Here is a 22272-nt window from a genome sequence, read left to right on the forward strand (position 1 = left end):
GAAATTCTCTGCGTCCAGGGCCGCGAACGGTCTTTCTCTCGCAGGCAGGAGGCTAGACTCGGGGCCTTCCTCACAGAGGCGCAACCCATGTCTGCCCATGCCCATTTTGCCAGGCCCGAACGCCATGAGGCGCTCGACCGGCTGACCGACCGCCGGCTCTACCGCGAACTGGCCTATGTAGACGGCCACTGGACGGCCAGCGGCACGGCCGCAGGTTTCGAGGTCAACGATCCGGCGACCGGCGCGAACCTTGCCTGGGTTGCGGCGCTCGATGCCGCCCAGACCGGCAGCGCCGTCGATGCGGCTGCGCGCGCTTTCCCGGGCTGGAAAACCCTTCTGCCACAGCAGCGTTCGGCCAACTTGCGCAGATGGTTCGAACTGATCGTTGCCGCAAAGGACGATCTCGCGCTCCTCATGACGCTGGAGCAGGGCAAGCCGCTCAAGGAATCGCTGGGCGAGATCGATTATGCCGCCTCCTTCGTCGAGTGGTATGCCGAGGACGCAAAACGCCTCAATGTCGAGGGCGTGACCAGCCATCTGCCCGGCGCGGAAATGGCCGTGCGGCGCGAGCCGTTAGGCGTCGTCGGCGTGGTGACGCCGTGGAATTTTCCGTCCGCCATGCTGACGCGGAAGGCAGCGGCCGCGCTTGCAGCCGGCTGTACCGTCGTTGCACATCCATCCTCCCAGACGCCGCTGTCGGCATTGGCTTTGGCGGAACTCGGCGAACGTGCTGGCCTGCCTGCCGGCGTCTTCAACGTCGTCACCGGCGATGCCGCGACCATCGTCGGGCGGCTGTGCGAGGATGCCCGCGTGCGGGCCATGAGCTTTACGGGTTCGACCGAGATCGGCCGGCTGATCGCGGCGCAATGCGCCCCGACGATGAAGCGTCTTGTCATGGAACTGGGCGGCCATGCGCCGCTGATCGTCTTTGCCGATGCCGATCTCGACAAGGCCGTGCGTATCGCCATGGACGCGAAATTTGCGACATCCGGACAGGATTGCCTTGCCGCCAACCGCATCTATGTCGAGCGGCCAGTTTATGAGCGCTTCTGCGCCGCCTTCGCAGAACGGGTTTCGGCGCTGAAGGTCGGCAACGGCCTGGCGGACGGCACCGAGATCGGCCCGCTGATGCATGAGCGCGCGGTGGGCAAGGTCGAGGAGCAGGTTGCCGACGCTCTCCGGCGCGGCGCGCGGCGGCTTGCCGGCGGCGGCCGCCATGAAGCCGGTACGTTGTTCTACGAACCAACGCTGCTCGCCGACGTGCCGGACGACGCCCTCATCATGCGCGAGGAGACCTTCGGCCCGGTCGCGGCGGTGACGCCCTTCGACACGGAGGAGGAAGCCGTCTCCCGCGCCAACGCCACCGAATATGGGCTGGTCGCCTATGTCGTCACCGAAAACGGCGCGCGTCAGCGGCGCATGGCCAATGCGCTCGACTATGGCATGGTGGCGATCAACCGGGTGAAGATCACCGGCGCACCGATCCCGTTCGGCGGGGTCAAGCAGTCCGGCCTCGGTCGCGAGGGCTCCCGCCACGGCCTCGAAGCCTTCACCGACCTCAAATATGTCTGCCTCGACCTGGCGTGAGCCGGCCGGCGGAGCGAAGAAGGAGAAAACGATGCTCGATCAGTCCAACGAACTCAACGCCTGGGATCGCGACCACTTTTTCCATCCCTCGACCCATATGGGCATGCATGCGCGCGGCGAGATGCCGAACCGCATCATGGCCGGCGGCGAAGGCGTGACCGTCTGGGACACGACCGGCAGGAAGAGCATCGACGCCTTCGCCGGGCTCTATTGCGTCAATGTCGGCTATGGGCGCCAGAAAATTGCCGACGCGATCGCCGAGCAGGCCAGGAACCTGGCCTATTACCACGCCTATGTCGGTCACGGCACCGAAGCCTCGATCAAGCTCGCCAAGATGATCATCGACCGCGCGCCGAAGGGCATGTCGAGGGTGTATTTCGGCCTCTCCGGCTCGGACGCCAACGAGACCAACATCAAGCTGATCTGGTACTACAACAACGTTCGCGGCAAGCCCGAGAAGAAGAAGATCATCTCGCGCTGGCGCGGCTATCACGGCTCCGGCGTCATGACCGGCTCGCTGACAGGTCTGGCCGGCTTCCACAATGCCTTCGACCTGCCGCGCGCGCCGATCCTGCATACGGAAGCGCCCTACTATTATCGCCGCGCCGACCGTTCGATGTCGCAGGAGCAGTTCTCGCAACATTGCGCCGACGAGCTGGAGAAGCTGATCCTGGCGCAGGGACCGGAAACCATCGCGGCCTTCATCGGCGAACCGGTGCTGGGCACCGGCGGCATCGTGCCGCCGCCCGCCGGCTACTGGCAGAAGATCCAGGCTGTGCTGGCGAAGTACGATATCCTTCTCGTTGCAGACGAGGTGGTGACGGGCTTCGGCCGGCTCGGCACCATGTTCGGCTCCGACCATTACGGCATCAAGCCCGACCTCATCACCATCGCCAAGGGACTGACCTCGGCTTACGCGCCGCTGTCCGGCGTCATCGTCGGCGACAGGGTCTGGAAGGTGCTGGTCGAGGGCTCCGACAAGCTCGGCCCCATCGGGCATGGCTGGACCTATTCGGCGCACCCGATCTGCGTGGCGGCCGGCGTCGCCAACCTGGAGCTGATCGACGAGATGGGACTGGTGAAGAATGCCGGCGAGACCGGCGCCTATCTCAACCGGCAACTTTCCGAGGCGCTGGGCAGCCACAGGCATGTCGGTGAGGTGCGCGGGGAGGGCATGCTGGCGGCAGTCGAATTCGTGAAGGACCGCGACGATCGTGTCTTCTTCGACGCATCGGACAAGATCGGCCCGCAGGTGGCGGCCGCGTTGGCCGAGCGCGGCGTCATCGGCCGCGCCATGCCGCAAGGCGACATTCTCGGTTTCGCGCCGCCGCTCTGCCTGACGAAAGAAGAGGCCGACACAATCGTCGAGAAGACGGCGGACGCGGTGAAGAGCGTTCTGGGCTGAAGCTTGTCTTCAAATACTCACCTCAACCGTCTCGACGCTGCGCGCCGATCCTTCTCCCTTTTGTGGGAGAAGGTGGCCGAGCGGGACGAGGTCGGATGATGGGTAATTCCATTGCAAAAGAACGAGCATCGCTGAAATGACGACACCTTCTCTCCCCGACACCATGGCCGCCGTGCTTCTGACCGGCCACGGGGGCCTCGACAAACTCGTCTACCGCACCGACGTGCCTGTTCCGAGGCCCGCGCCCGGCGAGGTGCTGGTCAAGGTAACCGCCTGCGGCATGAACAACACCGACGTGTGGGTGCGGCAGGGTGCCTACGGCACCGAGGAAGACGCAGCGGCCGTCTCCACCTGGCGGCGGCAGGGCAACACGCTGACCTTCCCGCGCATACAGGGCACCGACACGGTGGGAACCATCGTCGCCGTCGGGGAAGGCGTTTCGCCGCGGCGCATCGGCGAGCGGGTGATGGTGGATTTCTCCATCTACAACCGCGACGACGATTCGCTGGCCGACATCGACTATATGGGGCATGGCCGCGACGGCGGTTACGCCGAATACCAGGCGCTGCCTGCCGAGAATGCGCATGTCGTCAACACCAGGCTGACCGACGTGGAGCTTGCCACGTTCTGCTGCGCCTATCTGACCGGCGAACAGATGCTGGAACGCGCGGCGCTGAAGGCGGGCGAGCGGGTGCTGGTGACGGGCGCGTCCGGCGGCGTCGGCTCCGGAATCGTACAGCTTGCGCGCGCCCGCGGCGCCATTCCCTATGCCGTGGTCGGCAAGGGCAAGGAACAGGCGCTGCTCGACATCGGCGCGGAAAAGGTGATTACACGCGGGGTGGACGACCTGCCCAAGGCGGTCGCGGATGCGACCGGCGGCAAGCCTATCGACGTGGTGGCCGATCTCGTCGGCGGGCCGATGTTCAACGACCTGCTGAGGATTTTGAGGCCCGAAGGCCGCTACACCACCGCCGGCGCCATTGCCGGACCGGTGGTGCAGCTCGACCTTCGGACCATGTATCTGAAGCAGCTCCAGCTCAACGGGTCTAGCCAGGGTACGCGCGGCGATTTCCGTCGCATCGTGCGCTATATCGAAGAAGGCAGGATCAAGCCGCTGGTCGGTGGCGTCTACCGTCTTTCCGACTTCCACAAGGCGCAGACGGATTTCATGGCCAAGGACTTCGTGGGCAAGCTGGTGGTCGTGCCTGATCGCGAAGGCTGATGCCGAGATGCGGATAAATCCAGATCGGCTATAGATCGAGCGCGGCTTTGCGCCCGTCGTGAATGGCGAAGGCTGCCTGTCGCGCCGCCGTGCAATCGCCGATCGCGACATGGCCAATTCCGCGCTCGCCAAGCTCGACCGAAAGGCTGTCCTGCGCCATGTTCGTACCGGCGAAAACGAGCGCGTCGGCCTCGACCTGCTGTTCGCTTCCATCGAGTAACGAAGCGATCCTTGCCGATTTGCCATCCCAGAAAACGATAGCGCTCTCGGTCATGAAGCGGACTCCCAACCGGGCGAGCGCACGGCGCAGGGGTGCGTCCGCAGCCATTCGCTGCAACTCCTTGCCGACCAGGGCGTCGGGCGTCACCAGCGTCACGTCATGGCCGTCTTCCGCAAGCCTCCAGGCGGTGCCGCAACCTTTCCAGTTGCCGCCGTCGTCGAGCAGCAGCACGCGTTTGCCGGGTCTCGCTTCCCGTGACATCACGGCTTCGGCCGAGAGGACCGGTCCTGCGCCCGGTATGTCGTCGAACTGTGGCAGGGCTCTCTGGAACGCGCCATCGGCAGGTAGCGAGCCGGTGGCCACGACGACGTGATCGGCGCCTTCGCGCTCAACGTCTTCCGCTTCGATGTATTGCCCGTACCGCACCTCCACCTGAAGCCGGTCGAGCTGGCGCTGATACCAGTCGATCAGGTCGAGGATCTGTGCGCGCCGCGGCTGAAGACCGGCAAGCCGGAATTGTCCGCCAAGACGCTCGGAGGCCTCTGCGAGAACCACGCGGTGCCCGCGCTCGGCCGCAACGCGCGCCGCCTCGAGGCCGGCCGGCCCGCCGCCCACGACCAGCACGCGCCCGGGCCTTGCGGCCGGCTTGAAGCGGTCGCCGCCCCATTCCCATTCCCGCCCGGCGGAGGGATTGATGACGCAACTTATCCAGTAATCGCGCGAGCGCCGGCCCCAGCACATCTGGTTGCAGGAGAGGCAGCCACGGATGTCCTGGGCGCGCCCGGCCGCGGCCTTGGCTGCGAGATGCGGATCGGCGATCTGCCCGCGCACGATGGAGATCAGGTCCGCGCGGCCTTCGCTGAGCACGCTCTCGGCGTTCTCAGGCGTGCGGATATGGCTTTCGGCCGTCACCAGCGCGTGGCGAACCGTGGATTTGAGCACCGCCGCGAGATCTGCCCCGAGCTTCTCCGGATACAGGAACGTCGGCATGATCTTGTAGAAGTCGAAATAGCTGCCGGAGCCGCAGGTCACGTAGTCCATCAATGCCGAGCGGTCGTGCAATTCGATGATTTCGGCCAATGCCTCGCGCTTAAGCGCAACTTCGACGTCGGGATCGTCATTGACCGCGAGGCCGACGATGAAGTCGTCGCCGCACTTGCGGCGAATGCGCGTCATCACCTCGCGGCTCATGCGGGTGCGGTTTTCCAGGCTTCCGCCCCAGCGGTCGTCTCGCCTGTTCGACCATGGCGTCCAGAACTGATCGAGCATGGAATGGTAGGCGGCCCAGACCTCGACGCCGTCGAAGCCCGCCTCGCGGCAGCGCCATGCCGCCTGGACGAAGCCGTCGATCGTTTCCTCGATCTCGGCCTCGGTCATCCGGTGCGAGCCGTCGGAATCGTGATAGCTCGGAAGTCCGGACGGCGACCAGCCGGCGTGAAAGGAATTGTCGGCGTCCGCGTGCTGGCCGACATGGTAGAGCTGCTGGATAGCCACGGCGCCGTTGGAGCGGATCGCCTCCGTGACCTTGCGAAAATGCGGGATGACGCTGTCGTCGGAGGGGCGGAAGTTGCCGCGCGTCAGCACGGCGGCCGCGTGGACTGGCATCGGCTCGACCACGATCATCCCGGCGCCGCCGATGGCGCGCTCGGCGTAATAGCCGACATGCCTCTCGGTCGGCAGCCCTTCCTCGGCCATGTTCGCCGTATGCGCGCCGAAGACGATCCGATTGCGAAGCGTCTTGCCGCGAAGCGTGACCGGCGTGAAAAGCCGCTTGAAGACCCGCTCCGACATTGCCACTCCCTCAAAGGCGCCGCGCCGGTGAGGCGGCGGCGCATTCCGGTGGAAACGGTCGACGATCCGACCGGCCGCGAAGGCCCTTTATCGAACGGTTATCCGCGACTAAAAGTCAAGTGAACGCAACGCGTCTTTTGCATGCGCCAGCGGCCTGACGCTGGCTGGAAATCACAGCACGATCGAAACGGCCATGGTTCACCGTTACTACAATCTGCCTTCGCTCAGCGCGCTCGCTGCCTTCGAGGCCGCCGCGCGCCATCTGAGCCTCACGAAGGCGTCGGAGGAGCTGAACGTCACGCCAGGCGCAATCTCGAAGCAGGTGCGGATGCTGGAGGACGACCTCGGCAAGCCGCTGTTCTTTCGCCGGCATCGCGCCCTCGAACTCACCCGGGAAGGCGAGATGATGGCGGCCGCCCTGCGCGAAGGGTTCGAGCGGATATCGTCAACGTTTCGCCAGGTGAAGACGTTCGGCGGCCAGTCCAGCGTCACCATCGGAAGCACGATGGCGATGGCGCATCTTTGGCTGATGCCGCGGATGGGGGCGTTCTGGAACCACCACCACAACATCGTGGTCGATCATGTGATTTCCGACCATCTACATGGCCTGGACAGGCCCGACATCGACCTGCGCATCCGTTACGGCGACGGGGAGTGGCCCGACGAAATATCGCAGAAGCTCTACGACGACCGGATCTTTCCGGTGGCTGGCCCGGGTTTTCATCGCGACCACCCGGTCAATTCGCTCGAAGATCTGGCGCAGTTGCAGCTTCTTTCGGTCGAGGGGATCGACTGGACCTGGACCACCTGGGCAAGCTTCCTGCGCGAAACGGGCGTCCCCGACAGACGGCTGAACGTGCGCCGGTTCAACAGTTACGTGATCGCCGTGGAGGCCGCGCGCAGCGATCAGGGCGTGGCACTGGGCTGGGCAAGCCTGGTCGCGCCGCTGATCGAGGCCGGGGACCTCGTGCGATTGACGGACGCAGAGATCGCCGCGCCGCAATCCTTCTTCGTGACCTGGAGCGCCCGCCGGCCTCTGAACCGTCAGGCCGAGATCCTGAAGGACTGGCTGCTGTCGCTTGACGGTTGAGTTGAACTCAATTGACCTCGGTTGTTTATTCGCTTGAACGTGCGTTTTCGCAGCGCTCTCTTTGTCGCAAGGGAGAACCGCAATGAACGCACCGGACACGATTCAGGAATCGGAACATGCAGCCCATCGCCGCGGCGGCGGCCGGCTGGGGCGCAAGGCCTTACGATCGGCGCCTGTCGCGTCGTTCCCGACGCTGGTTCGCAAGATACCGGTCTACGAGATCGTCCCCGACGAAGCGGTGGAACTGATCCACCAGGAATCGCTCGGCATACTCGAAGAGGTAGGATGCGAGTTCCGCGATGACGAAGCGATCGCCCTATGGAAGCAGGCCGGAGCGGACGTTTCCGGCACGCGGGTGCACATCGATCGCCACTTGCTGATGGACCTCGTGTCGAAGGTGCCCGAGGAGTTCACGCTGAATGCGCGAAATCCCGAGCGCTCGGTGAGGATCGGCGGCAAGAACTCCGTGTTCGTGCCGATGTACGGCGCACCCTATGTACGCGACCTTGACAACAACCGGCGTTACGGCACGCTGGCCGACCTGCAGAACTTCCACAAGCTCGCCTACATGGCGCCGGCATTGCATTCATCGAGTTCGATCATCTGTGAGCCGATGGAGATACCGGTTCCGAAACGTCACCTCCACATCATCCATTCGGCGCTGAAGCATTCCGACAAGCCCTTCATGGGCATCGTGACCTCCAGAGAGCGCGCGCAAGACACGATGGCTATGGCGGCCGTCGTGTTCGGCGAGGACTTCGTCCGCGACAATCCCGTCATGGTCTCGATCACGAACTGCAATTCACCGCTGGTATGGGATGCCACCATGCTGGACGCGATGAAGGTCTATGCGCGCAACAACCAGCCGCTGATCCTCGCGCCTTTCGCCCTGTGCGGTGCCTCGACGTCCGCGTCCGCCGTCGGCGCGGTCGCGCAGGTCAACGCGGAGGCGCTGGCGGGCGTCGCCTTCACGCAGCTCCTGCGGCCGGGCTCTCCGCAGATCTATGGGCAGTTCATGGTCACGGTGGACATGAAGACCGGCGCGCCCATGGGCGGCACGCCGGAAGCGGCGCAGATGATGTACTTGATGGGGGCGCTGGCGCGGAAATACCGGCTGCCATGGCGCACGTCCGGCTTCCATGTCGGCTCGAAGCTGAACGACGCCCAGGCCGGATACGAATCCAACATGCTGATGCATGCCGCGATCCTTTCGGGCGCCAACTATATCTGGCATGCCGCCGGTTGGCTGGAGGCGGGGCTGACCTGCAGCTATTCCAAATTCGCGATCGACTGCGAGCAACTCGTCGGCTGGTATAAATATGCAGGCGGTGTTTCGTTCGACGATTTCAAGGACGCGATGGCGGCAATCCGCGAAGTAGGTCCGGCAGGGCATTTCCTGGGCACCCAACATACGCTCGAACATTTCGAGTCGGCCTTCTTCATGCCCAGCATCATGGACTTCAACTCCTATGAGCAGTGGAACGCCGAAGGCGCCAAGGACCACGACACGCGCGGCCTCGAGAAGGCCCGCAACATGCTTTTTGACTATCAGGAGCCGAAGCTCGATGAAGGCGTGGCGGAGGGGCTTCGGGACTTGATCGCGCGTCGCGAGGAGAAGCTGCCGGATACCGTCACCTGAACGGCGCCGGCCAACGATGACGGCGACCTGAACTTGCGCGCACGGGCAATCTGTGCCGAGACTTAGTTTGCGATGGTAAGCGGAACCAGAAAAACCGAAATCGGCGACCATCGTCGGGAACACGAAAAAAGGGAGAAAGAAATGGCGTTCTATAGAAGCAACAGCAATCATGTCCCGCCGGCGATAGAAGCCATGGCGAAAGACGCCCGTGAAGGCCGGATGGACCGCCGGGAGTTTCTGGCGTTGGCCAGCACCTTCGGTGCTTCGACGGCTCTTGCATATAGCATGATCGGTCTTTCCATGCCGACGCCGGCCTTCGCCCAGGAAGCCAAGAAAGGTGGAACGCTGCGTGTCTCGATGCCGGTCAAGGCACAGAAGGACCCCAGGACATATGACTGGGTGGAGATGGCGAATATCACGCGTACCTGGCTCGAGCCGCTCGTGCGCTACACCCGCGAATTCACATTCGAACCGGTTCTGCTCGAAAGCTGGGATGTCAGCGACGATGCTACCGAATACACACTGCACGTGCGCAAGGATGTCACCTGGAACAATGGCGATGCCTTCAACGCCGACGACGTCCTCTACAATCTGAAGCGTTGGTGTGAGAAGAAAGCCGCCGGCAATTCGATGGCTGCACGCGTCGGCGCGCTGATCGACGACAAGACCGGACAGGCCAAGGAGGGGGCCATTTCCAAGGCCGATGACCATACCGTCAAGCTGAAGTTGAGCGAACCCGACATCTCGCTGATCGCCAATTTCACCGACTATCCCGCGCTGATCGTCCACCGCAATTTCGATGCCGACGGCGCCAATCCGATTTCCAAGCCCATCGGCACAGGCGCCTTCGAGATGGTGTCCTACGATGTGGGAGCGAAGGCGGTCGTGAAACGGCGCGAGAACGGGAAATGGTGGGGTGGCGAGGCGCTGCTCGACGGCGCGGAATTCATCGACTACGGCACCGATTTTTCGGCCACGGTGAATGCGTTCGATTCCGGCGAAGTCGACGCGAACCTCGAAACGCCTCCGGACTTCATCGACATCCTCGACAAGATGGACCTGATAAAGTCCGAGGTAGCGACGGCAACGACGCTGGTGGCGCGCACCCATGTCGAGAACAAGCCTTATGACGACCAGCGGGTACGCAACGCGCTGCAAATGGCGGTCGACAACAACGCCGTGCTTCAGCTCGGCTACAACGGACGGGGAACGGTCGGTGAGAACCACCATGTCAGCCCGATCCATCCCGAATATTATCCGCTGCCCAAGAAGACCCGCGACATGGAGGGGGCCAAGAAACTGATGGCCGAAGCCGGCCAGGCGGACTTCGAGCATGAACTGATCACCGTCGAGGACGACTGGCAGAAGAACACGGGCGATGCGATCGCCGCCCAGCTTCGCGAAGCCGGCATCAAAGTGAAGCGCACGGTTCTGCCCGGCTCGACCTTCTGGAACAACTGGACGAAATATCCCTACTCCATGACCATCTGGTACATGCGCCCGCTCGGTGTCCAGGTTTTGACGCTTGGCTATCGCACCGGCGGAGCCTGGAACGAGTCCGGCTATTCGAACCCGGATTTCGACGCCAAGCTCAAGCAGGCGCTCTCTATCAACGACGTGGAGAAGCGGAAGCAAGTCATGAAGGATCTCGAACAGATCCTCCAGGATTCGGGAGTGATCATCCAGCCTTACTGGCAGAAGGTGTTCAGCCATATGAACAAGAAGGTGAAAGGCTACGGAGTCCACCCGACTTTCGAGATGGATATCGAAAAAGTCTGGCTGGACGCCTGATCGAGCTTCCATCTGGCAGATCGTCAAACCGACTGGCGAAGGATCGGGGCGTTTCGGAAGCGCCCCGTTCTTGCTTGAAAATTCCGCTTCATTCGAAAAGCAGCCGGCGTTTCCGGCGATATCGGCAAGACCCGCTCGCGACCATTCGCCGGAATTCAGGCGACGGATTTGCGGAAGCATTCCGGCGAGGCGACTGACCGCCGTCCGCGCCTGCTGTTGCCGCCTCATTCACCCATCACAGGAATGAATCGGTCCATCGTGACCGATTCAAAACATGCGTTGGATCCGGCGCGGATGCACGGTGCAGAATCGCCCCATGACCGAGCGCATCCTCCACCGCATCGAACCCGCCCGCAACATGGCGCGCTTCTATCTGTTGTCCCTGCAACCGACCCTGTTCGGCGAGGTTTCCGTGGTGCGTGCCTGGGGTCGCATCGGCACCGCCGGACAGGCGAAGATCGAATCCTATGCGACCAGCGACGACGCGCGCGCCGCGCTCGGGAAACTGGAAGCGCGCAAGCGCCGCCGCGGCTACCGCGAGCCGTGAGGAAAACGCGCCCTGAGCGTGAATGGGACGTTTCCTCCCATGCCACCCGCCGTCTATCCTTGACTTGCGCGCCATGGCCTGTAGGTTGCCGCGCCATGATGAAGGAATGCGCCATCAGGCGGCTGGAACCCCGTTGTTCCAGACCGCATATCTGCGAGCCGCAGGCTTAAGCCGCGGACGTATCGCGCCACGTCGGGCAAGGCCCGGCGCTCTCTTCCGGAAGTCCGGCCGAAGGCCGAGAGAGCGGCGCAGCGGCAAAGCAACCTCATCGCGTCCCACGCGCCGACTTTATTTTCGAACGACTGGTTCCGACTGGATGTCCACGATCCCAACGCCCTATTACCTCATCGACAAGGCGAAGCTCCTGCGCAACATGGAAAAGATCGCCACGCTGCGGGAAAAATCCGGGGCGAAGGCGCTGCTGGCATTGAAATGCTTCGCCACATGGTCGGTGTTCGACCTGATGCGCGACTATATGGACGGCACCACCTCGTCCTCGCTCTACGAGGTGCGGCTCGGGCGCGAGAAGTTCGGCGGCGAGACGCATGCCTATTCGGTCGCCTATGCCGACGAGGAGATAGACGAGGTCGTCTCGCATGCCGACAAGATCATCTTCAACTCGATCGGCCAACTCGAGCGCTTCGAAGGCAGGGCCGGTAGTATCGCGCGGGGCCTCAGGCTCAATCCGGGCGTTTCCTCCTCCACCTTTGATCTTGCCGACCCCGCCCGTCCGTTCAGCCGCCTGGGCGATTGGGATGCGGCGCGGGTGGAAAGGGTGATGGACCGCATCAGCGGCTTCATGATCCATAACAATTGCGAGAACGCGGATTTTTCCCTGTTCGACCGCATGCTTTCGCAGATCGAGGAAAAGTTCGGCACGCTGCTGAAGCGGGCTGAGTGGGTGAGCCTCGGCGGCGGCATCCATTTCACCGGCGAGAACTATCCGGTGGAGGCCTTTTGCGAACGCCTCAAGGCGTTTTCCGGCCGCTTCGGCGTGCAGGTCTATCTGGAGCCGGGCGAAGCCTCGATCACGAAAAGCACGACATTGGAAGTCACCGTGCTCGACACGCTGGCCAACGGCAAGAACCTCGCCATCGTGGATTCCTCCATCGAAGCGCATATGCTGGACCTTCTGATCTATCGCGAAAGCGCCAAGGTCGCGCCGAACGAGGGGCCGCATCGCTACATGGTGTGCGGCAAGTCGTGCCTGGCCGGCGACGTGTTCGGCGAGTTCGACTTCCCGTCCGAGCTGAAGGTCGGCGACCGCATCTCCTTCCAGGACGCGGCCGGCTATACAATGGTCAAGAAGAACTGGTTCAACGGCGTGAAGATGCCGGCCATCGCGATCCGGGAAACCGACGGGTCGGTTCGGGTCGTGCGCGAATTCGGCTTTGCCGACTACGAGCGGAGCCTGTCCTGACCGAAACCGGCAGGCTCGTCCATCAACTCCAACCCAAAGGAAACATCCCCCGGAATGAAGAAGAACGTGCTCATCATCGGCGCCGGTGGCGTGGCGCAGGTCGTGGCGCATAAGTGCGCGCAGAACAACGATGTGCTCGGCGATATCCACATCGCCTCGCGCACCCTTGCGAAGTGCCAGAGGATGGCGGAATCCGTCCGGGAGAAGAACAGCCTGAAGGTCGCGGGCAAGGTCGAGGCCCATCAGCTTGACGCCATGGATGTGGCGGCCACGAAGGCGCTGATCGAAAGGACGGGTTGTGCGATCGTCATCAATGTCGGTTCGGCCTTCCTCAACATGTCGGTCATGTCGGCCTGCATCGAGACGGGAGCCGCCTATATCGACACCGCCATCCACGAGGATCCGGCCAAGGTGTGCGAGACGCCGCCATGGTACGCCAATTACGAGTGGAAACGCCGCGCCGAATGCGAGAAGGCAGGCGTCACCGCCATCCTCGGCGCCGGCTTCGATCCGGGCGTCGTGAACGCCTATGCGCGGCTGGCCGTGGACAGCTATTTCGACCGCGTCGACGAGATCGACATCATCGACATCAATGCCGGCAGCCATGGCCGCTACTTCGCCACCAATTTCGACCCGGAGATCAATTTCCGCGAGTTCACCGGCCGCGTCTGGTCATGGCAGGACAACAAGTGGACCCAGAACAAGATGTTCGAGGTCCGCAAGGACTGGGACCTGCCGGTGGTCGGCAAGAGCCAGAGCTACCTCACCGGCCATGACGAGGTGCATTCGCTGTCGCAGAACCTCGGCGTGCCGAACGTGCGATTCTGGATGGGCTTCGGCGACCACTACATCAACGTCTTCACCGTGCTGAACAGCCTCGGCCTGCTTTCCGAGCAGCCGGTGAAAACGGCCGAGGGGCAGGAGGTGGTGCCGCTCAAGGTGGTGAAGGCGGTGCTGCCCGACCCGTCCTCGCTGGCGCCGGACTACACCGGCAAGACCTGCATCGGCGATCTGGTGAAGGGCGAGAAGGACGGAAAGGCGCGCGAAGTGTTCATCTACAACGTCGCCGACCACAGGCAAGCCTATGAGGAAGTCGGCTCGCAGGGCATCTCCTACACGGCCGGCGTGCCGGCGGTGGCGGCCGCCATGCTGGTCGCTACCGGCGAATGGGACGTGAAGAAGATGGCCAATGTCGAGGATTTGCCGCCGCTGCCGTTCCTGGCGGTGCTGGATAGGATCGGGCTGCCGACGTGGGTGCGCGAGGGCGAGCGCGACGAGCGCCTGACCTTCCCGGAGCCGTCCGCCAAGGCGGCCCGCGTCGCCTGACAAGAGGCCGTGGCGCGGCCGGGGCCTGTTCCGGCCGAATGCCTTGACGATATGAGATGGAGCGGCCGGTGCCGGAATACGCGCCGGCCGCTTCGGTATTGGCGCCCGATGGTCATCGCGGGCGGCGCCTCGGCCGTAGCCGTCACAAATGCCGGTTGCGGGGCCGGTAGCGCGCAATCAACCGCTCGTTGATCTCCTTCGCGCCCGGCATGTTGGCGCTGCGATAGACCGGCGCCTCGCCGCCGGACGCCTGGAGCCGCATTGCGACTTCGGCGAACACCGCATTGATGAGCGCCGCGCCGATCGAGGTCGAGACGGGGCCGACGCGCAAGCCGGAGCCCGGCAGGTCGAGCACGGCGTCGCCGGGCGGCGCGCCATTGTCGAGCACGATGTCGGCCACATCCATGACGCGGGTGCGGCCGCCGGCGACCTGCGTCGAATACTCTACGGACGTGAGTGCGATCACGGTCGCGCCCTTCGCCTTGGCAAGCTGTGCCGCCTCGACCGTGGCGATGTTGACGCCGCTGTTCGACGGGATCACCAGCACGTCGTTCGGACCCAGCGGATAATGTTCGAACACGGTGGCGGCAACGCCCGGTATGCGCTCGAACGTGGTGCTGGACACCGCGCCCTCATGTACCATCAGCGGCGTGGACAGCACGGGCACCGCCAGCGCCAGACCGCCGGCACGATAGTGCGCCTCCTCGGCCAGCAGATGGCTGTGGCCGGTGCCGAAGATGTAGACCAGCCCGTCGGCGCGCGCCGCCCGCTCCACCGCGTCGGCGGCGGCCGCGATGGCTCCGGCATTGGCCTCCATCAGCCGGCCCATGCGGGCAGCGAGTTCGGCCAGATAGGCGACTGCGGTGGGCGTACTGCTCATGCTTGTCTTCCGGTTGTCGGTAAAATCCGTTTCCCGATATGCCTCCCGTCAAGCGGCGCTGTAAAGCGCCTGCGTGCGGAAGTAGACAGGGCGGGGAAGGAGCCAGAGCTGCCTTACTCCGACCTGAACACCTGGCCGATGGTCTTGATGACGCCGGGGTCTTTCACCCGATAGCCCGGCACCTGCGAGATGGCGGCGTGGAATTCCTGCCCCTGCATGATCTTGAGGATGCGCTTCACCGCGTCCAGTTCGAGTATGTCCTTGTGGCAGACGAAGAAATAGTCTTCCGACAGCAGCCGTACGAAATCGAGCTCGAACTGGCGCGCGGCGGCCTCCACGCCGAAGGCGACGTCGGCCATGCCTGAGGCCACGTAGGCGGCGACGGCGGCATGGGTGAACTCGCCATGCTCGTAGCCGTTGATCTGTGAGGCGTCGAGCCGGTGCTGCGCCAGCATCTGGTCGAACAGTAGCCGCGTGCCCGAATCCGGATCGCGGTTGACGAAGCGCACCTGCGGATCGAGCAGGCGCTCCACCGTGGTGATGCCGAGCGGGTTGCCGCGCGCCACGATCAATCCCACCTCGCGCGTGACGAAGCCGATGACGCGGTGGATGCCGGGCGTCAGCCAGCCCTTGCTGGCGGCGATGGCGCGCTTGCGCAGTTCGCCCTGCGGCAGGTGCATGCCGGCGAGGTCGCAGCCGTCATGCGCCAGCGACACCAGCGAATTCTGGTTGGAGACATAGCGGAAATCGACATCGAGCCCCGGCTCCTGCGCCAGCAGTTCGCGCAGCTTCGGCACGGCGAAGCCGTGGCTGGCATGCACGCGCAGCACCAGCGGGCCGTGCGGCAGCATCTGGTTGATCTCCGTCTCCAGCTCCTGCGACAGGTTCTGGAGCAGGGGCCTGAGCCGCGCCTCCAGCCGCTGGCCGGCCCACACCAGCTTGTCGCCAAAAGGGGTGAGGCTGGTGCCGCTGCCCTGTCGGCGCACCACCAGCGGCATGTCGAAGAACTCCGACCATTTCTCGATCAGGTTCCATGCGTGCCGGTAGGAGACATGCGCGCGGTCCGCGGCTGCGGTGATCTTTCCCGACGACCTGATCTCAGCCAGGAAGTCGAGCATGATCTGCATCGACTGCGCGTCCTCGCGCCGCCTGAAACGCCACACCGGCTCGATCTCGATCTCGATCATGAACTCCTCCGTTGCCGCTCGCGAGATATGAACTCAGTTTCATATTATTCCGGCAGTCACATATGTCCGCCGGTTCATATCTTCGCTGCGCCCTATAGGCAGAAGATTTCATATTCCCATGAATTTGCAAGGCATCTACGCTGTTTTCCATCTCGTATCGACCGGCGAGACGAACGAGCCGGTTACAGAGATATGAAATAGAATTCCTATTTGGAGGGCCCGTCGTGCTGAACCGCATCATCGACGACACCGAGAAGCTGCTGATCGACGGGCGCCGCGTTGCCGCAAGCTCGGGCCGCAGCTTCGAGACGCTCAATCCCGCGACCGGCGAGGTGCTGGCGAAGGTGGCGGAGGCCGATGCCAACGACGTCGATGCCGCCGTGCGCTCGTCCCGCGCCGCCTTCGAGGGACCGTGGAGCCACATGAAAGCGAGTGACCGGGGCGTGCTGCTGCTCAAGCTGGCCGACCTGATCCGCCGCGACGAAGAGGAGCTGGTTCGGCTCGAAAGCCTCGATTCCGGCAAACCGGTCTCTGCCATCCGCCGCCAGGACCTGCCGGCGGTGATCGACACGCTGACCTATTATGCGGGTATGGCCGACAAGATAAACGGCCAGGTCATCCCCGCGCGGCCGGATGCGCTCACCTATACGGTGCGCGAGCCGCTCGGCGTGGTGGGCGCCATCATCCCGTGGAACTTCCCGCTGATGATCGGAATGTGGAAGATCGCGCCGGCGCTGGCCTGCGGCTGCACCGTGGTGCTGAAGCCCGCCGAGATCACGCCGCTGACGGCGCTGAAGATCGGCGAACTGGCGCTAGAGGCCGGGTTCCCCGCCGGCGTGTTGAACGTCGTGCCGGGCTTCGGCAAGGTGGCCGGGCAGGCGCTGGTGGACCATCCCGACGTGGACAAGGTGACGTTCACCGGCTCTCCCGCGGTCGGCCGCCAGATTCTGCAGGGTGCTGCCGGCAACCTCAAGCGCGTGACGCTGGAACTGGGCGGCAAGTCGGCCAACATCATCTTCCCCGACGCCGATATCGACATGGCGGTGAAGGCGGCCGGCTCCGGCATCTTCTTCAACACCGGGCAAGTGTGTTCGGCCGGCTCGCGCATCCTCGTGCATGAAAGCATCCATGACGAGGTGGTGGAGCGGCTGGCGGCGCGTGCGCAATCGACGCGCATCGGCAATCCGCAGGAAGCTTCGACCGCCATGGGGCCATTGGTCTCCGAAGCCCAGATGAAGCGCGTGCTCGCCTATATCGAGATCGGCCGCAAAGAAGGCGCCAGGGTGGTGACCGGTGGCGGCAGGCACGGCGACAAGGGCTATTATGTCGAGCCAACCGTGTTTGCCGGCGTGCGCCACGACATGCGCATCTCGCAGGAAGAGATCTTCGGCCCGGTCGCAGCCGTCATCCCCTTCAAGCACGAGGAAGACGCCATTCGCATCGCCAATGGCACCGTCTACAGCCTGGCCGCCGGCGTGTGGACGAGCGACATCGCCCGGGCGCACCGTTTCACCCGGCGCCTGAAGGCGGGCACGGTGTGGGTCAACACCTATGGCCCCACCGATATCCGCCTGCCCTGGGGCGGCGCGCGCGACTCCGGCTTCGGCCGCGAGCACGGCGAGGCGGCGATCGAGAACTTCACCGAGGCCAAGGTCGTCTGGGTGAACACCGGGCGCTGAGCCGAGCGGATAACCTAATCTCCGGCCCGTCCATAGGGCCGGTTCCACCAGACCGAGCAACCGCCTGCCCGCGCCAGCGGGCGGGGCAGGGCAGTCTTTGCCAAATCGAGGAGGACCATCATGCGCATTGCAATCATCGGCCAGCAGGCGTTCGGAAAGGCCGTGCTGGAAGCGTTCCTGGCGCGCGGCGACGAGGTCGCGGCCGTATTCTGCGCTCCGGAAAAGCCGGGCGCGAGGCCTGACCCGCTGCGCGTCGCGGCGCAGGAGCAGGGGCTGAGGCTGTTCCAGCTTCCCAACCTGAAGGGCGAGGCGGCGGAAGCCGCGCTGCGCGAGCTGGATGTCGACCTCGGCGTCATGGCCTATGTGCTGCAGTTCGCGCCGCAATCCTTCGTCAACATCCCGAAGCACGGTATGATCCAGTACCACCCCTCCATGCTGCCGAAATATCGCGGCCCCAGCTCCATCAACTGGCCGATCATCAAGGGCGACACCGAGACGGGGCTGACCATCTTTCGCCCGACCGACGGACTGGACGAGGGCCCGGTGATCCTGCAGAAGACGGTTGCCATCGGCCCCGAGGACACGCTGGGCTCGGTCTATTTCGACCATCTGTTCCCGATCGGGGTGCAGGCCATGCTGGAAGCGGCCGGCCTCGTCGTCGCCGGCCGCCACTCGGAAGCGGTGCAGGACGAGGACGCAGCGTCCTATGAAGGCTGGTGCAAGGACGGCGAGGCCCGCATCAACTGGGGCGCCCATATCGACCAGATCCACAACCTGATCCGCGGCTGCGACCCGGCGCCGGGCGCATGGACCTTCGTGCTGGGCGAAAAGGTGCGCCTGTTCGATGCGCGCAAGCATCCGGTGCGCCGCTTCGGTGACGTGGCGGGCAAGCCCGGCGAGATCGCGGCCATCGGCGAGGAAAGCATCCGCGTGAGCGTACAGGGCGGATCGGTGGAGATTTCCAGGGTGCGCACCGAGTCCGGCCGCAAGTTCGCCGCCGCCGACTTCGCCCGCGCCCACGGCCTGAAGGTGGGTGAGAAGCTGGAATCGCAGGAAGCGCTAAGCTTCGCCGCCGCCGCGAGCTGACCGCCTCGCGGTCCTGGGACGGCGGGCCGCCACCGCCTGCTTACCATTCCCGTCCGAAAGACGGCATCCTCCCCAGGATGGGCGGACCCGGACAAGAACCCGGGTCCGCCGTTTTTCCGTCGTCTCGCACCGTTGTTTATCGTGCGCATTGTCATTGGCCCCCTCGTCAGGACAGCAGGGGAAAACCGGTCGCAAGCGGCACGCTCCACGCTCAGACCCATGAAGGTCGATTGTTCCTATCCGCGCGGTCCGTAGACGGGCGTCGGCAGCCTTTCCATGCGCGCCTTGATCTGCATGGCCACAAATTTCGAATAGAAACGCGACAGCGCCAGATTGCCGCCGTGGAACCACAGGCCCTCCTGCGCGGTCGGTTTCCACATGTTGCGCGGATCGCCCTTCCACGGGCCGGGATCGCCTTTCACGCCCGAGCCGAGGCCCCAGCAGGGGCCGACCCGGTCGGCGACCTCGCGCGAGACCAGTTCGGCGACGGTTTCGTGCATGGACTGGTAGCCGGTGCAGGCGATGATGGCGTCCGCCTCAATCTCGCGCCCGTCCTCGAAGACGATGCCGCCCGGCGTCAGCGTCTCGATGCCGGCGCCGCTGACCACCTCGATCTCGCCGTCGATGATGAGGTCGGACGCGCCGACGTCGATATAGTAGCCCGAGCCGGTGCGCAGCGCCTTCATCAGGAGGCCGGTTTCGTCCTCGCCGAAATCGATGGCGAAGCCCGAGCGCGCCAGCCGGTCGTAGAAATCGGCGTCACGGGCGCGGATGCGGTCGTAGAGCCGCTTCTGCCCTTCCGGCATCAGGGCGAACGGCACCGACGCCGAAAGCATGTCGGCGCGATCCACGTCGATGCCGCGCGCGAGTGCCGCTTCCGAATAGGTGTCGAAGCCCATTTCCATCAGCGTGTCGGACTTCACGACCGTGGTGGGCGAACGCTGGATCATCGTCACCTTGGCGCCGGCCTCCCAGAGGTCCACGCTGACGTCGTGGCCGGAACTGGCCGCGCCGATGACCGCGCAGGCCTTGCCGCGAAAGCGAGAGCCGTCGGCATAGCGGCTGGAATGCAGGATCTCTCCCTTGAACGTCTCGGCGCCAGGCAGGTCGATCATGCGCGGCGGGCCGTAGGCGCCGGTGGCGAAGACGAGCTGCTTCGGCCTCAAGGTCATGCGTTCGCCGTCGCGGTCCACCTCCACCGTCCACTCGCCCTTCGCATCGTCATAGGCGGCGGCCGTGCAGGCGCTGGAGGTCCAGTAATCCAGCTCCATCACCCTGGCATACATCTCCAGCCAGTCGCCCATCTTGTCCTTGGGCGTGAACACCGGCCAATGATCGGGGAAGGGGATGTATGGCAGATGGTCGTACCAGACCGGATCGTGCAGCACGAGCGAGCGGTAGCGGTTGCGCCAGGAATCGCCGGCGCGGGCGTTCTTCTCCAATATGATCGTCGGCACGCCGAGCTGTTTCAGCCGCGCGCCGAGCATGATGCCGCCCTGGCCGCCGCCGATGACGACACAATAGGGCTGCGTCGCGGTTCCGAGTTCCGACTGCTCGCGCCGCCGCGCCTCCGCCCAAGTCTCGCGGTCGCGGTCGGCCCTGTGCTTCACGCCGAGCGGCCGGCTCGGTCCCTTGCGCTCCTCGAACCCCTTCAGCTCTGAAACAGCGGTGAAGAAGGTGCGGCACTTGCCATCACGCAGCCTCAGGCAGCCTTCACCGCGCGCCGCCTGCGTTTCGAAGGTGAACCACGCCTCCACCGTGCCGTGTTCTGCGGTCGCTTCGCCCGAGAGCCGCCATGCGCGGGGGCACACGGTCTCGAGCGTGGCGGCCAGCATGTCGCGGATCGCCTCGCGCCCCTCCAGCGTGCGGATGTTCCAGGTGAAGGCGATGAGGTCGCGCCAGTAGCAATTCTCCCCGAACATGGAAGCGGCGGCATCGGCATCGCGCTGGTCCAGCGCCCTTGCGAAGCCCTCCAGCCAGGCATCGGCCTCGGCGGTGGCGGATTTGGCGGCTGCGGTGTCGAGCATCGGTCCTCCTGCCTTAAACGCTTGGCCATTGTCCTTGCCCATCTTGCACGGGCTTTCGGGCCGGGTGAAGCTCCCGGCCGGGTAATCCGATGTGCCACCCGGCAGCGTGTTCCAGGCGCATCCTTGGGCGGCATGTCCCAAATGGGACATTGACCTTGCAGCCTTGTCGCCGCCTCATCCGGTCCGGATTTTTCAGGCACCGGATTGCAGATAGATGTCACGCACGCTTGCCAGCACACCGAAACAGGACGGCTTTCGCGCGCCGGGCGAGTTCGAGCCCAAGGCAGGCTGCTGGCTGATCTGGCCGGAGCGGCCCGACACATGGCGGCTGGGCGCCAAGCCGGCGCAGAAGCTGTTCGTCAAGGTGGCGGCGGCGATCGCCGAGAGCGAGCCAGTCACCATCGTCGTGTCGCGCCGCCAGTGGCAGAACGCGCGCGCCATGCTGCCGGACCAAATTCGCCTCGTCGAGATGTCCACCAACGACAGCTGGCTGCGCGACAGCGGCCCGAATTTCGTCATCGACGACAAGGGCGAGGTGCGCGGCGTCGACTGGACCTTCAACGCCTATGGCGGCTTCGACGGCGGCCTCTATTCGCCCTGGGACCTGGACGATCTCGCCGCCCGCAAGGTGTTGGAGACGGAGCGCATGGACCGCTACCGTTCGCCGCTGATCGCCGAGGGCGGCGGGCTTCAATGCGACGGGCAGGGCACGTTGATCACCACCGAGCAGTGCCTGCTGAACCGCAACCGCAACGGCCATCTGGGCAAGGCGGAGGTGGAGCGGCTGCTCTGCGACTATCTCGGGCTCGATCAGGTGATCTGGCTGCCGTGCGGCTTCGCGTTCGACGAGACGGACGGCCATATCGACGATCTGTGCTGTTTCGTGAAGCCCGGCGTGGTGGCGCTGAGCTGGACCGAGGAGCGCGACGACCCGCAATACGAGATCGTGCGCGAGGCCGAGGACATTCTGCGCTCCGCGCGCGACGCGCGTGGCCGGCCGCTGGAGGTTCACCGCATCCGCCACCCGCTGCCCATCGAGATGACGGCGGCGGAGGCCGAAGGCGTGGACCGTGTCGATTCCACTTGGGCGCGGCCGGAGGGCAACCGCATCGCCGCCACCTACATCAACTATTATCCGGGCAACAGCGTCGTGGTTGTGCCGCAGTTCGACGACGAGAAGCTCGACCGCGAGGCCAGGGCGAAGCTCTCCGAGCTGTTCCCGCGCCACCGCGTCGTCGGCATCGACAATTCGCGCGAAATCCTGCTGGGCGGCGGCAACGTCGCCTGCATCACGCTGCCGGTCTATGCCGGGCAGAAACGGGCCTGAAGGCGGAAGCAGGCTTGAAGACGGGACGGGCACAGGCCATAGGGCTTC

General features: G+C 64.6%; 16 protein-coding genes. 12 read left to right on the plus strand and 4 right to left on the minus strand.

What is annotated here, in order from left to right; translation table 11 throughout:
• Window positions 1–87 precede the first annotated feature (87 nt).
• The 3 genes from QU595_RS25360 (at window position 88) to QU595_RS25370 (ending at window position 4214) form a co-directional block, all read left to right on the plus strand.
• Window positions 88–1587: an NAD-dependent succinate-semialdehyde dehydrogenase gene (locus tag QU595_RS25360; RefSeq protein WP_315927182.1), complete on the plus strand. Its 1500-nt coding sequence runs from the start codon at window positions 88–90 to the stop codon at window positions 1585–1587.
• Window positions 1588–1618: 31 nt separating this feature from the next.
• Window positions 1619–2992, plus strand: coding sequence for an aspartate aminotransferase family protein (locus QU595_RS25365; protein WP_315927184.1), 1374 nt, complete (start codon window positions 1619–1621; stop codon window positions 2990–2992).
• A 136-nt stretch (window positions 2993–3128) separates the two neighbouring features.
• Window positions 3129–4214 carry an alcohol dehydrogenase family protein gene (locus tag QU595_RS25370; protein ID WP_315927186.1) on the plus strand — a complete coding sequence of 362 codons (1086 nt, stop codon included), beginning with the start codon at window positions 3129–3131 and terminating at the stop codon, window positions 4212–4214.
• 28 nt (window positions 4215–4242) lie between these two features.
• On the opposite strand, the gene QU595_RS25375 is transcribed toward QU595_RS25370, so the two are convergent.
• Window positions 4243–6225, minus strand: coding sequence for an FAD-dependent oxidoreductase (locus QU595_RS25375; RefSeq protein WP_315927188.1), 1983 nt, complete (start codon window positions 6223–6225; stop codon window positions 4243–4245).
• Between the two features lie 193 nt (window positions 6226–6418).
• Between QU595_RS25375 and QU595_RS25380 the strand changes: the two genes are divergently transcribed.
• The 6 genes from QU595_RS25380 to QU595_RS25405 all read left to right on the plus strand — a co-directional run bounded on the left by QU595_RS25380 (window position 6419) and on the right by QU595_RS25405 (window position 14038).
• Window positions 6419–7315 (plus strand): LysR substrate-binding domain-containing protein, encoded by an 897-nt coding sequence (locus QU595_RS25380; protein ID WP_315927190.1) that lies wholly within the window; start codon window positions 6419–6421, stop codon window positions 7313–7315.
• A gap of 82 nt (window positions 7316–7397) precedes the next feature.
• Entirely contained in the window at window positions 7398–8954 is a 1557-nt protein-coding gene (locus QU595_RS25385) for a trimethylamine methyltransferase family protein (protein WP_315927192.1), read from the plus strand.
• A gap of 141 nt (window positions 8955–9095) precedes the next feature.
• A complete protein-coding gene (locus QU595_RS25390; RefSeq protein ID WP_315927202.1) occupies window positions 9096–10745 on the plus strand; it encodes an ABC transporter substrate-binding protein in 1650 nt (549 codons plus the stop codon).
• Window positions 10746–11061: 316 nt separating this feature from the next.
• A complete protein-coding gene (locus tag QU595_RS25395) occupies window positions 11062–11292 on the plus strand; it encodes a WGR domain-containing protein (protein WP_315927204.1) in 231 nt (76 codons plus the stop codon).
• 316 nt (window positions 11293–11608) lie between these two features.
• On the plus strand, window positions 11609–12712 hold the full coding sequence (gene nspC / locus QU595_RS25400; protein ID WP_315927206.1) for a carboxynorspermidine decarboxylase: 1104 nt from the start codon (window positions 11609–11611) through the stop codon (window positions 12710–12712).
• A gap of 54 nt (window positions 12713–12766) precedes the next feature.
• Complete coding sequence (locus tag QU595_RS25405) at window positions 12767–14038, plus strand: saccharopine dehydrogenase family protein (protein WP_315927208.1); 1272 nt, start codon at window positions 12767–12769, stop codon at window positions 14036–14038.
• Window positions 14039–14180: 142 nt separating this feature from the next.
• Here the strand turns inward: QU595_RS25405 and QU595_RS25410 are convergent, their stop codons facing one another.
• Complete coding sequence (locus QU595_RS25410; protein ID WP_315927210.1) at window positions 14181–14918, minus strand: SIS domain-containing protein; 738 nt, start codon at window positions 14916–14918, stop codon at window positions 14181–14183.
• Window positions 14919–15031: 113 nt separating this feature from the next.
• Window positions 15032–16105, minus strand: coding sequence for a substrate-binding domain-containing protein (locus tag QU595_RS25415; RefSeq protein ID WP_315927212.1), 1074 nt, complete (start codon window positions 16103–16105; stop codon window positions 15032–15034).
• 224 nt (window positions 16106–16329) lie between these two features.
• On the opposite strand from QU595_RS25415, the gene QU595_RS25420 reads away from it, so the two are divergent.
• Window positions 16330–17784: an aldehyde dehydrogenase family protein gene (locus QU595_RS25420; protein WP_315927214.1), complete on the plus strand. Its 1455-nt coding sequence runs from the start codon at window positions 16330–16332 to the stop codon at window positions 17782–17784.
• Between the two features lie 120 nt (window positions 17785–17904).
• Window positions 17905–18870, plus strand: a complete 966-nt coding sequence (locus QU595_RS25425) for a methionyl-tRNA formyltransferase (RefSeq protein WP_315927216.1) — start codon at window positions 17905–17907, stop codon at window positions 18868–18870.
• Between the two features lie 236 nt (window positions 18871–19106).
• On the opposite strand, the gene QU595_RS25430 is transcribed toward QU595_RS25425, so the two are convergent.
• Entirely contained in the window at window positions 19107–20897 is a 1791-nt protein-coding gene (locus QU595_RS25430; RefSeq protein ID WP_315927218.1) for an NAD(P)/FAD-dependent oxidoreductase, read from the minus strand.
• 214 nt (window positions 20898–21111) lie between these two features.
• On the opposite strand from QU595_RS25430, the gene aguA reads away from it, so the two are divergent.
• Window positions 21112–22224 (plus strand): agmatine deiminase, encoded by a 1113-nt coding sequence (gene aguA, locus QU595_RS25435; RefSeq protein ID WP_315927220.1) that lies wholly within the window; start codon window positions 21112–21114, stop codon window positions 22222–22224.
• Window positions 22225–22272 lie beyond the last annotated feature (48 nt).

This window comes from Mesorhizobium sp. SP-1A, assembly GCF_032460275.1.
Lineage (GTDB): Bacteria > Pseudomonadota > Alphaproteobacteria > Rhizobiales > Rhizobiaceae > Mesorhizobium.